This is a genomic window from Kitasatospora sp. NPDC036993, assembly GCF_055607525.1.
The window spans coordinates 45,829-58,131 of record NZ_JBVJRP010000003.1; the positions used below are offsets into that span (position 1 = coordinate 45,829).

Below are 12,303 nucleotides of genomic sequence, written 5' to 3' on the forward strand. Positions count from 1 at the left end.
ACGATGAGGCCAGAGCCCGCGCCCAGCGACCCGGAAGGAGGACCGATGCACACCGTCGTCCGCCCCGTCCCCTGTCGCCGCCCGCGCCGCTGTCGTCGCGGCGCGCTCGCCCGCTGACCGTCCGCCGAAGCGGACCGCCACACCCCCACGCCACACCCCACGCCGCGTCGCGGTGCCGTGGAGCCGTACGCCCACAGCTGCCCGGACGCCCCTCCGCGCCCCCTCCGGCTGTCACGCACCGTCACGTCACCAAGCCCCACCCCAGCCACCCCAGTCACCGCGCCCACCCCAGTCACCGCACCCACCCCGAAAGGGCCCCGCCATGACCACCGTCACCACCCCGACCACGCTCCGCCTCACCCCCGTCGCCGGCCGGATCGGCGCGATCGTGCACGACATACGCCTCGGCGGCGACCTCCCCGCCGAGACCGTCGCCGCCCTGGAGGCCGCCCTGTACGAGCACAAGGTGCTCTTCTTCCGCGGCCAGCAGCACCTGGACGACGCCGGGCAGGAGGCCTTCGCCCGGCTGCTCGGCCGGCCCGTCGGCCACCCCACCGTCCCCAGCGCGGACGGCCGCTACATCTTCGAGCTGGACGCCACCAAGGGCGTGCGCGCCAACAACTGGCACACCGACGTCACCTTCGTCCCGTCCTACCCCAAGGCCTCGATCCTGCGCTCCCTTGAGGTCCCGCCGGCCGGCGGCAGCACCGTCTGGGCCAACACCGCGGCCGCCTACCGGGACCTGCCCGCCCCGCTGAAGACGCTCGCCGAGAGCCTGCGCGCCGTCCACACCAACGACTACGACTACGCCGCCCGGCTCGCCCTGCGCCCCGAGCTGGCGGACAACGCCGAGGTCGCCAAGCTGTTCCGGGAGGTGTTCGTCTCCACCGCGTTCAAGACCGAGCACCCCGTGGTCCGGGTCCACCCGGTGACCGGCGAGAAGACCCTGCTGCTGGGCGCCTTCGCCCAGCGCATCCAGCTCCTCTCGGGCGACGACAGCAAGGCGCTGATCGACCTCTTCCAGCGCTACGTGGAGCGGCTGGAGAACACCGTCCGCTGGGACTGGCAGGTCGGCGACGTGGCGATCTGGGACAACCGCGCCACCCAGCACTACGCGGTCGCCGACTACGGCGACGAGCCGCGCCTGGTGCGCCGGATCACCCTGGACGGCGATCTGCCGGTCGGCGTGGACGGCACCCCGAGCCGGCTGCTGGAGCCCGCCGACCCGCCGCGGGTGCCCGGCCTGGTGCCCGCCGAGGAGCTCGAAGCGGCCAACTGACCCGGGGCCCGCGGACACACGACGGCAGGAACGACACCCGTGGCCACGTCCACCGCCCCGCGCTCCGGCGACGACCGCCGGGACGCCAACGCCGCCGCCGTCCTGCGCACGGTGCTCGACCACGGGCCGATCGCCCGCAGCCGGGTCGCCGCGCTCACCGGCCTCAGCGCCTCGGCCGTCTCCCGCCAGACGGTGGACCTGGTCCGGCTCGGACTCCTGCACGAGCGGCCGGAGTCGGCGGCCCCCGGCACCCGCGCGCCGGGCCGCCCCCAGCTCCCGCTCGACCTCGACCCGGACCGGCTCGCCGTGGCCGGGCTGCACATCGGCCTGCCGTTCACCACCGTCGCGCTGCTCGACCTGCGCGGCCGGGTCCTGGTGCGCCAGGAGGTCCCCAACCGCGGCCGGACCGGGCCCGGCCTGCTGAGGCCGCTGCTCGCCCGGCTGCCCCGGCTGCTCGACAGGCTGCGCGGTGACCGTACGGTGGTCGGGCTGGGCGCCGTCACCGGCGGCTCGGTCGATCCGCAGCGCGGCCTGATTATTCGTCACGATCCGCTAGAGTGGCGGGACTTGCCGATCCGCGCGCTGCTGGCTGATGCCACCGCACTGCCCGTCCAGGTGGACAACCACGCCCGGGCGCTCACCCTGGCCGAGATCCTGTTCGGCCACCCGGCGGCCCGCCGCAGCATGGTGCAGCTGTTCGTCGGCCACGTGGTGGACGCGGCGCTGGCGGTCGCGGGCACGGTCCACCTGGGCCCGCCCTCGGTCACCGGCGACCTCGGCCACCTCCCGGTCTCCGGTACGGTCACCGATCCGGACGCGGACAGCCGGGAGCGCTGCCACTGCGGCCGGCTGGGCTGTCTCTCGGTGGCCGCCTCGGACACCACCCTGTTCGCGGCGGCGGCCGCCGCGGGGATCACCGCGGGTCCAGACCGGGCCCAGCTGGTCGCCGCCGTCCGACGGGGCGACCCGGCGGCCGGGCGACTGGTCCGCAACCGGGCCCTGATCATCGGCCGGGCGCTCGCCCTGCTCGCCGACGTGGTCAACCCCGACCTGGTGGTGCTGACCGAGCACTTCACCGCCCTCGATCCGGCCCATCTCGACGTCGTCCGGGCCGAGTTCGCACTCCGCTCGCACCTGCACCGGGACGCCGGCCTGCTGATCACCCAGCGGCGCGGCCGGGACGTGCTGGCCGTGGCCGCCGGGGCGCCGGTGCTCGGCGAGCTGTACGCCCGGCCGGTGCACGCACTCGCCGCCGCGCCCCGCCCGTAGCCCCGCACCTCCTCGCAAGCCCCCCGTCCCCGAAGGACCTCCATGACCGCGCTCCCCCGTCCCCCCGCCCCGAGCCGCCGCGCCCTGCTGCGCGCGGGCCTCGCCGGTGCCGGCCTGCTGACGCTCGCGAGCTGCCGGTCCGCCGTCGAGCACGCCAGGAACGCCGCCAACGCCGTGGACGCCGGATCTCCGCGCCGGGGCGGTGTGCTGACCGTCTCTACCGCCATCGACGTCACCCCGAGCCTGCTGTTCGCCGTGAGCGCCAACACCCTGGTCCAGCGGCTCGCGTTCAACACCCTCACCAGGTACGACGACCGGCTCCAGCCGCAGCCCGAGCTGGCCACCGCCTGGGAGGTCGCCCCGGACGGCCTGAGCGTCACGCTCAGGCTGCGCGAGGACGTGCTGTTCCACAGCGGCCGCCGGTTCACCGCCGACGACGTGGTCTTCGCCGTCAGGAACCTCCAGAACCCCGCCCGCTCGGCCCAGTTGCGCTCCACCGCCGCCGCCGTCACCGACTTCCGCAGGAACGGCGACTTCGAGCTGACCCTGGTGCTCGCGCACCCGGTGAGCAACCTCTTCGACCTCTTCGAGTTCATGATCATCCCGGACGCGGCCACCATCGAGGACGCCGTCGCGGGCACCGGGCTGATCGGCACGGGGCCGTTCACCCTCACCGGGCGCAAGCCGGGCTCCTCGCTCACCTTCGCCCGCAACGAGCACTACTGGAACCCCGGCCGCCCCCACCTCGACGGCGTCGAGATCCGGATCATCCCGCAGGCCGAGTCGCTGCTGTCCTCGCTCAGGACCGGCCAGACCCACCTGTCCTACAACATCCGCGGCAAGGACGTCGCGGCCCTGCGCACCGACCCGCAGTTCCGGATCAGGCAGTACGACACCGGTGCCGGCGCCCACTACATCGGCGTCGACGTCACCGCCGAGCACGTCCGCGACAAGCGCGTCCGCCAGGCCATCGCCTGGGCCGTCGACCGCGACCGCCTCGTCCAGCAGGCCCTCGGCGGCTACGGCACCGTCTCCTCGGTGCCCTGGCCGAAGTCCTCCCCGGCCTACACCGAGGCCGGCGCCACCCACTACCGGCACGACCCGGAGCGGGCCCGGGCCCTGCTCAGGGAGGCCGGCGCGGAGCACATCACCCTGCCCTTCGGCCACTCCAACGAGGCCGGGCCGACCGCGATCGCGCAGATCCTCCAGTACGACCTCCAGCAGGTCGGCATCGGCACGGTGCTCCAGCCGGCCGACTCGCCGACCATGCAGAAGCAGCTGATCTCCCAGTCCATGCCCGCCCTGTGGACGCTCAGCCACGGCTTCGCGCAACTCCAGCCCGCGACGCTCGCGGTGAGCGCCTACCCCTTCAACGAGGCCAAGAACAGCTCGCGCTTCGGCTCCCCCGACTACACCGACGTGGTGCGGCGGGCCTGGAACCGCAGCGACAGCGACAGCCCCGAGGCCAGGGCGCTCTACCGGCAGATCACCGACGTGCTGCTGGACGAGGAGTTCGTGATCGACCTCGCCATCGCCGGACTGGTCGAGGTCGCGGGCCACCGGGCCCGGGGCGTCACGCTCAACAAGTTCGGCTACCTCAACCTCGACGACGCCTACCTCACGGCCTGAGCAGGACGGCCCGGAACCCCATGCGCACCTTCCTCCTGAAACGCCTCCCCAGTGGACTGCTCGTCCTGGTCCTCGCCTCCTTCCTGGTCTTCCTCATCCTCCGGCTGATCCCCGGCGACCCGGCCACCACGCTCGCCGGACCGGACGCCACCCCCGCCACCGTCGAGGCCATCCGGAACCGACTCGGGCTCGACCAGCCGCTGTTCGGGCAGTACGCGAGCTGGCTCGGCCGGGTGCTGACCGGCGACCTCGGGCCGAGCTACGCGATCGGCGGCCAGGTCTCCGACCTGATCGGCAACGGCCTCGGCGCCACCGTCCAACTCACCCTCGGCGCCCTGCTGCTGGTGGTGCTGATCGCGCTGCCGCTGGCCGTGGCCGGCGCCACCACCAGGCGCCGCCCGGTCGCCGCCGCGGTCCAGGCCGTCACCACCGGGGTGCTGGCGATCCCGCCGTTCGTCACCGGCGTGTTGCTGGTCCTGCTGTTCGCCGTCTCCTTCGAACTGCTCCCGGCCGGCGGACACGAGTCCCTGCTTGCCGAACCGGACCTGGCCGTCCAGTACCTGGCGATGCCCGCCGTCTGCCTGGCCCTGCCCAGCGCCGCCGTGCTGGCCCGCTACCTCAGGGACGGCGTCGAACGCGCCCTCGCCGAGGACTACGTCCGCACCGCGACCGCCCTCGGCGTCTCCCGGCGGCGGATCGTCTGGCTGCACGCCCTGCCCAACGCACTGCCCTCCGCCGTCACCGTCCTCGGCCTCCAGATCGGCCACCTCATCGCCGGGGCCGTCCTGGTGGAACGGATCTTCGCCTGGCCCGGCCTCGGCCAGCTGATCGAGCAGGGCGTGGTGCGCCGGGACTACCCGGTGGTGCAGGACCTGCTGCTGCTCGTGGTCGCGGTCTACGTGGCCGTCCAACTGCTCACCGACCTGGCCTACACCTGGCTCGACCCCCGGATCCGCTGGGAGTGACCCGATGACCACCGCCACCCTTCCCCTCAAGTCCGCGGCACCGCGCGGGCGTTACCGCGCCGCCCTGCTCAGCCCGCGCGGCCTGGCCGGGCTCGCCCTGGTCGGTGTGGTCGCCCTGGCCGGGCTGTTCGCGCCGCTGCTCACCGGCACCGACCCGAACGCCCAGAGCGCCCTCGCCCTGGCCGGTCCCAGCGCCGGACACCCCTTCGGCACCGACGACCTGGGCCGCGACCTGTACAGCCGGGTGCTGCACGGCATCGGCACCGACCTCGCGCTGATCGTCACCGCCGTCCCGGCCGGCGCCCTGCTCGGCTGCTCCGCGGCCCTGCTCGCGGCCACCTCCCGGTGGACCGACCTCGCCGTGCAGCGGGCCTTCGACCTGCTGCTCGCCTTCCCCGGGCTGATCCTCGCCCTGGCCGTGACCGCCGTCCTCGGCCCAGGCCGCTGGCCGGTGGTGATCGTCATCGCGCTGGCCGAGATCCCGGGCTTCGGGCGGCAGTTGCGGGCCGGCATCCTGGTCCAGCGGGAGCGCGAGTACGCCCTGGCGGCCCGGGTCGGCGGCGCCTCCCGGGCCCGGGTGCTGCTGCGGCACGTGCTGCCCAACGCCGTCGACCCGCTGATCGTGCAGACCGCCGTGGCGCTCTCGCTCGGCGTGTTCATCGAGGGCGCGATGAGCTTCCTCGGCCTCGGGGTCCGCCCGCCGGAGCCCACCCTGGGCAGCATCCTCAGCCAGTCCGTCGCCTACCTGGCCACCCATCCGACCTTCGCGGCCGCCCCGCTGGCCGCCACCACCGCGCTGGTGCTCGGCTTCACGCTGATCGCCGAGGCCCTGAACCGGGGGATCCGCCGATGACCACCGTGCTCCGCGTCACCGACCTCACCGTACGGTTCGGCGACACCCGTACCCCGGGCGACGCCGCCGTCGACGGCGTCGGCTTCGACCTCGCCGCCGGCGACACCCTGGGCATCGTCGGCGAGTCCGGCTCCGGCAAGTCCACCACCGCGCTGGCCCTGCTGCGGATGCTGCCGCCCGGCGGCCGGATCACCGGCGGCTCGGTCGAACTCGCCGGGCAGGACCTCGCCGCCCTTCCCGAGGACGCGCTGCGCGCCCTGCGCGGCCGGCGGATCGCCATGGTCTTCCAGGACCCGATGTCCTCGCTCAACCCCGTGCTCACCGTCGGCCGCCAGCTGGACGAGGCGCTGCGCGCCCACGGCGACCGGGTACGGAAGGCCGAACGGCAGGCCAGGGCAGCCGAGTTGCTCGACCTGGTCGGCATCCCGGACGCCGCCGGACGGCTGCGCGACCACCCGCACCAGTTCTCCGGCGGCCAGCGCCAGCGCATCATGATCGCCCTCGCGCTGGCCCACGACGCCGAAGTGCTGGTCGCCGACGAGCCGACCACCGCCCTCGACCCGACCGTCCAGCAGCAGATCCTGAACCTGCTGGCCCGGATCAACCGGAAGACCGACACCGCGCTGGTGGTGATCAGCCACGACCTCGGGGTGATCGCCAGGACCTGCCGCCGGCTGCTGGTCATGCGGCACGGCCGGGTGGTCGAGCAGGGCACCACCGCCGAGGTGCTGTCCCGGCCACAACACCCGTACACCCGGGAGCTGCTGGCCGCCGTGCCGCGCCTGTCGGAGCCCTCCAGAGCCGCCGCCAACAGCACCCCAGGGGCCCGGCCGCTGCTCACCGTCCGCGGCCTGACCAAGACGTACGGTGCCCGGCGGCGCGCCGTCACCGCGCTGCACGGCGTCGACCTCGACCTGCATCCGGGCGAGACGCTGGGCCTGGTCGGCGAGTCCGGTTCCGGCAAGTCCACCCTGGCCAGGGCGCTGGTCCAGGCGCACGCGCCGTCCGGCGGCAGCATCCGCTTCGACGGCGAGGAACTCGGCCGCGGGGCACGCTCCGGCGGGCCGCACCGCGAGGTCCAACTGGTCTTCCAGGACCCGTACTCCTCGCTCAATCCCCGGATGACCGCCGGGCAGATCATCGCCGAACCGCTGATCGCCCACCGCCTCGGCGACCGGGAGCAGCGCGCCGCCCGGGTCGCCGAACTGCTGGAGCAGGTCGGCCTGGACCCGGCCACGGCCGACCGGCACCCGCACGCCTTCTCCGGCGGCCAGCGCCAACGCATCGGCATCGCACGGGCGTTGGCGCCCGAGCCGAGCGTGCTGATCTGCGACGAGCCGGTGTCCGCGCTGGACGTCTCGGTGCAGGCCCAGGTGATCGAGCTGATCGCCCGACTCCAGCGCGAACTCGGCCTGGCCGTCCTGTTCATCGCCCACGACCTGGCGGTGGTCCGCCGGGTCAGCCACCGGATCGCGGTGATGCACCGCGGCCGGATCGTCGAGACCGGCCCGGCCGACCGGGTCGTCACCGCGCCCGAACACCCGTACACCGCCGAACTGCTGGCCGCCGTGCCGGGCCTGGAGCCCGCTCCGGCCGCCGTCCGCTGACCCGCCGTCCGCACGAGTCCCCCGCCACCCGCCACCCGCCACCCGCCCGAGCCACCCACCGGAGCACCCGATGAGCACCGCACCCGAGCCGAACCTTCCCGCCCCGAACCGCCCAGAGCCCGATCCGCACCGCCGCGACCCGTACGCCGGCTTCCCCGGCACCGTCGGCCGCACCTTCGCCGAGTCCGTCCCCGCCTGGCCGCAGCGGGTTCGCCCGCGCGAGGGCGCGCCCAACGTCGTGGTCGTCCTGATCGACGACATGGGCTACAGCGACATCGGCCCGTTCGGCGCCGAGATCCCCACCCCCACCCTGGACCGCCTCGCCGCCACCGGCGTCCGGCTCGCCAACTACCACACCATGCCGCTCTGCTCCCCCGCCCGGGCGGCCCTGCTCACCGGCCTCAACCCGCACCGGGTCGGCTACTCCTTCGTCGCCAACGCCGACCCGGGCTTCCCCGGCTACGGCATGGAGGTCGCCGGCGACATCCCCACCCTGGCCGAACTGCTGCACGACGCCGGGTACGCCACCTACGCGGTCGGCAAGTGGCACCTCACCAGGGACTCCGCGTCCGGCGCCGCCGACGACCGTTCCAACTGGCCGCTCCAGAAGGGCTTCGACCAGTACTACGGCGTCCTGGAGGGCCTGACCAGCCTCTTCCACCCGCACCAACTCGTCCGCGACAACAGCCCGCTGGACATCGACGAGTTCCCCGACGGCTACTACTACACGGACGACATCACCGACCAGGCCGTCAGGATGGTCAAGTCGCTGCGCGCCCACGACGCCGACAAGCCCTTCTTCCTCTACCTCGCCCACAACGCCGTGCACGGCCCGCTCCAGGCCAAGCCCGAGGACCTGGCCCGCCACCGGGGCCGCTACGACGGCGGCTGGGACGAACTGCGCCGCGCCCGCTTCGCCCGCCAGCTGGCCGCCGGCCACTTCCCACCCGGCACCGAACTGCCCGAGCGCAACTCCGAGGCCGGGTACGAGGTCGGCCCCTGGGACGAACTCACCGACGTGCAGAAGAAGTTGTACGCCCGGTACATGGAGGTGTACGCGGCGATGGTCGACAACGTCGACCAGAACCTCGGCCGGCTCACCGACACCCTCGCCGCCCTCGGCGAACTCGACAACACCGTCATCGTGTTCACCAGTGACAACGGCGGCACCGGCGAGGGCGGCGCCGAGGGCACCCGCAGCTACTTCAGCCGCTTCGTCCACCACCCGAACCTGCCGGCCGACTGGAACCCGGACGTCGAACGCGAGATCGACCTGATCGGCGGCCCGCGGAGCCTGGTCCACTACCCGCGCGGCTGGGGCATGGCCTCCAACACCCCGTTCCGCCTCTACAAGGGCCAGACCTACGCGGGCGGCGTCCGCGTCCCCTTCGTACTCTCCTGGCCGGCCGGCCTGCCGCGCGCCGAGGCCGACACCGGCGTCCGCCCCCAGTACCAGTACGTCACCGACATCCTGCCAACCCTGCTCGAACTCGTGGGCGTGGAACGGCCGTCGGAGCGCCGCGCCCAGCCCGTCCAGGAGCTGGACGGCGTCAGCTTCGCCTCCGTGCTCCGCGACGGAGCGGCGCCCGGCACCCACCACGAGCAGTACTGCGAGATGACCGGCAACCGCAGCTACTACCGCGACGGCTGGAAGCTGGTCACCCTGCACCGCCCCGGCACCCCGTACGACGACGGCGAGTGGGCGCTCTACGACCTGCGCACCGACCCCACCGAGATCCACGACCTCGCCGCCGAACACCCGGATATCGTCAAGGAGTTGTCCGCCGCCTGGGAGGCCGCCGCCTGGCGCGACGGGGTCTTCCCGCTGGCCGACGGCAGCGGCGCCCTCGCCCTGCGCGGCCCGGAGGCGGAGCGGCTGCGCCGCCCGGTCACCCTGCTGGCCGGCACCCCCGAGCTGGAACGCTACCGCTCCTCCCGGCTGGTCTCCTTCCGCTCCTTCACCGTGGAGGCCGCGCTCGACGGCTACCGGGCGGGCGACCAGGGCGTCCTGGTCTCGCACGGCGACCAGGGCGGCGGCTACAGCCTCTACGTCGAGGACGGCCGGCTGCGCCTCGCCTACAACCAGTACGGCGAACTGCTGGAGGCCGACGGCGGCCCGGTGCCGGACGGCGCCCGGCTGGTCACCCTGGAGGCCATCGCGGTCGCCGACCTCAGGTGGGAGTTCCGGCTGCTCGTGGACGGCGCCGAGGGCGGCCGGCTCGGCCCGGTCCACCAGCTGATCGGCATGGCGCCGTTCCAGGGCATCAGCGTCGGCGTCGACCGCAAGTCCCCGGTCTCCTGGCCGGTGCACGAGCGGCACCGCTCCTTCCGCTACACCGGCGGCCTGCGCTCCGTCACCTACCTGCCCGGCGAGCCCGCGCCGTACGACCCGGAGACCGTCGCCCGGGCGCTGCGCGAGGCGGCGGCGGCCTTCGAGTAGCCGTCCGTCCGGCGGCGGACCCCCGATCCACCCGCCAGGATCCGCCCACCCGGGTTACCCTCGTCCCGCGCGGCGACCCGCCCGCGCGGCCGACCCAGGGGGGAACGGATGATCAAGGACCTGCTGCCGGACGTCGTGGTGACCGAGGTGGCGTACGACGACCCGCCGGAGGCCCGGCTGGAGCCCGAGGAGGAGGAGGCCGTCGCCCGGGCCGTCGACAAGCGCCGCCGCGAGTACGCCACCGTCCGGCACTGCGCCCGGATCGCCCTCGGCCGGCTCGGCGTCCCGTACCGCCCGCTCGTCCCCGGCCTGCGCGGCGCGCCGAGCTGGCCGGACGGCGTGATCGGCAGCCTCACCCACTGCGACGGCTTCCGCGCGGCCGCCGTGGCCAGGGCCGGCACCCTCGCCTCCGTCGGCATCGACGCCGAGCCCGCGCTGCCGCTGCCCGAGGGCGTCCAGGAGGCGATCGCGCTGCCGGTCGAGCAGCAGCGCCTCGCCAAGCTCGCCGCCGAGCACCCGGACGTCCCGTGGGACCGCATCCTGTTCAGCGCCAAGGAGTCGGTGTACAAGGCCTGGTTCCCGCTGACCCGGCTCTTCCTGGACTTCAGCGAGGCCGAGCTGGACCTCTCCCCCGACGGCACCTTCACCGCCCGGCTGCTGGTCCCCGGACCGGTGGTCGGCGGCCGGCGGCTCGACGGCTTCGACGGCCGCTGGGCCGTGCGGGACGGCCTGCTCGCCACCGCGATCGCCGTCGCTCTCTGAGGCACCGCCCCCGGACACCTCCCGCCCAGGCCGTTCACCGCCGCCGCATATCCTCGTCCCGTGACGGTGACCTATGTGATCGACGGCAACGAGATCAGGACCCTGGAGGACTTCTGGGACGTGGTCGGGCGGACCATCGGCGTGGACGGCTACTTCGGCCGCAACCTCGACGCCTTCGCCGACTGCCTGCGCGGCGGCTACGGCACGCCGGAGGACGGGGACTGGGTCATCCAGTGGCGCCACCACGAGGTCTCCCGCCGCAACCTCGGCTACCCGGAGACGGTCCGCCGGCTGGAGCTGCGGCTGGCCCACGCCCACCCCGCCAACCGCGAGCGCGTCACCGCCGAACTGAGCGCCGCCAGGGCGGGCCGGGGGCCGACGGTCTTCGACTGGCTGGTCCGGATCATCGAGGAGGAGCACCCGGGCGGCCTGCGGCTGGCCTGAGCCCCCCGGCCAACGTCACCCGGCTCACGGCGTGTCCGGGTCACGGCACACCCGGGTCACGGCACGTCCGGTTCACAGCCCGTCCGGTTCACAGCACGTCCGAGAGCCGGACGAAGCGCCGCCCCGCCGCCAGCAGCCCCGGCACCGCCGCCGCCACACCGGGGGCGGTGCCACCGCCCGGGTGGTTCAGGTGGCCGATCACGATCGCGCCCGGCGGGGCCGAGCCGACCTCCTGCCGCACCTCGGCGGCCCGGAGCGTCGCGCCGCCGTCCCCGTTCACGCTGAAGCCGGCCACCTGCTGGCCCAGGTCGGCGACCACCCGGGTGGCGACGTCGTCGTAGTGCGCGGTGCCGGAACGGAAGAACCGGGGCGGGTGCCCGAGCAGCTCGGCGAGCTTGTGGGCGTTGCCCGCCACCTCGTCGTAGACCTCGCCGACGCCGTCGGTGCCCGCGATTCCGTAGGCGGAGCGGCCGGTGACCGAGAGCGGGCGGTGGGCGGTGCCGTGGTTGCCGATCTCGAACAGCGGGTCGGCGGCGAGCAGCTCGAACTCGTCCGGGTTGGCGTCGACCCAGCGGGCGTTCAGGAAGAGCGTGGCCGGCACCTCGTGCGCCCGCAGGAAGTCGATCAGACCGGCGTCGTAGCCGTTGCCGCCGGGACCGCCACAGGCGTCGAAGGTGAGCGCCGTGGCGCTCTCACCCTCCGGCAGCTCGGTGACCACCCCGGAGACCTCCAGCCCCCACTCGCTCGGGGCCAGCGTGCCGTACCGCTCCACCAGCTCGGACCGGGTCGGCTCGCGCGGCGGTTGCCGCGCGGGCTCCGGCGTGCTCTCCGGCGCGGACGCGGCGGCTTCCGCAGGCCCCGCGGACGGTACCGCCGAGGCCGCCGCGGCGGAGACCGACGGTGACGGCGAGGACGAGCCGACGCCCGCCGCCCCGGCCCGGCACCCCGACAGCGCCCCTCCGGCCACCACCAGCAGCAGCGTCCGCCGACTCACCGACACGCTCGTCTCCCGTTCGCGCTCTTTCTCATATAAACCGATGACATGACTATGAACC

The 12,303-nt window shown here is 74.2% G+C and carries 10 protein-coding genes; 9 read left to right on the forward strand and 1 reads right to left on the reverse strand.

The features are described 5' to 3' along the window. Positions 1–322 precede the first annotated feature (322 nt). The 9 genes from ACZ7C5_RS06360 (at position 323) to ACZ7C5_RS06400 (ending at position 11,248) form a co-directional block, all read left to right on the forward strand. Positions 323–1,279: a TauD/TfdA dioxygenase family protein gene (locus tag ACZ7C5_RS06360; RefSeq protein ID WP_401091751.1), complete on the forward strand. Its 957-nt coding sequence runs from the start codon at positions 323–325 to the stop codon at positions 1,277–1,279. Positions 1,280–1,318: 39 nt separating this feature from the next. Continuing rightward, positions 1,319–2,548 (forward strand): ROK family transcriptional regulator, encoded by a 1,230-nt coding sequence (locus ACZ7C5_RS06365; protein ID WP_401091753.1) that lies wholly within the window; start codon positions 1,319–1,321, stop codon positions 2,546–2,548. Between the two features lie 42 nt (positions 2,549–2,590). Beyond that, the gene (locus tag ACZ7C5_RS06370; protein ID WP_470322121.1) at positions 2,591–4,177 is read left to right on the forward strand and encodes an ABC transporter substrate-binding protein; all 1,587 of its coding nucleotides are present in this window, start codon (positions 2,591–2,593) and stop codon (positions 4,175–4,177) included. 20 nt (positions 4,178–4,197) lie between these two features. Then, positions 4,198–5,142 carry an ABC transporter permease gene (locus ACZ7C5_RS06375; protein WP_470322122.1) on the forward strand — a complete coding sequence of 315 codons (945 nt, stop codon included), beginning with the start codon at positions 4,198–4,200 and terminating at the stop codon, positions 5,140–5,142. A 4-nt stretch (positions 5,143–5,146) separates the two neighbouring features. Further along, entirely contained in the window at positions 5,147–5,995 is an 849-nt protein-coding gene (locus ACZ7C5_RS06380) for an ABC transporter permease (protein WP_401091759.1), read from the forward strand. Continuing rightward, positions 5,992–7,602: an ABC transporter ATP-binding protein gene (locus tag ACZ7C5_RS06385; protein ID WP_470322123.1), complete on the forward strand. Its 1,611-nt coding sequence runs from the start codon at positions 5,992–5,994 to the stop codon at positions 7,600–7,602. The genes ACZ7C5_RS06380 and ACZ7C5_RS06385 overlap by 4 nt, the downstream gene beginning before the upstream one ends. A gap of 70 nt (positions 7,603–7,672) precedes the next feature. Next, complete coding sequence (locus ACZ7C5_RS06390; RefSeq protein WP_470322124.1) at positions 7,673–10,042, forward strand: arylsulfatase; 2,370 nt, start codon at positions 7,673–7,675, stop codon at positions 10,040–10,042. Between the two features lie 108 nt (positions 10,043–10,150). Beyond that, positions 10,151–10,804, forward strand: coding sequence for a 4'-phosphopantetheinyl transferase family protein (locus tag ACZ7C5_RS06395; protein WP_401091765.1), 654 nt, complete (start codon positions 10,151–10,153; stop codon positions 10,802–10,804). A 60-nt stretch (positions 10,805–10,864) separates the two neighbouring features. Then, the gene (locus ACZ7C5_RS06400; protein ID WP_188295769.1) at positions 10,865–11,248 is read left to right on the forward strand and encodes a barstar family protein; all 384 of its coding nucleotides are present in this window, start codon (positions 10,865–10,867) and stop codon (positions 11,246–11,248) included. An 88-nt stretch (positions 11,249–11,336) separates the two neighbouring features. Here the strand turns inward: ACZ7C5_RS06400 and ACZ7C5_RS06405 are convergent, their stop codons facing one another. Next, positions 11,337–12,248 (reverse strand): polysaccharide deacetylase family protein, encoded by a 912-nt coding sequence (locus ACZ7C5_RS06405; protein ID WP_470322125.1) that lies wholly within the window; start codon positions 12,246–12,248, stop codon positions 11,337–11,339. Positions 12,249–12,303: the final 55 nt, after the last annotated feature.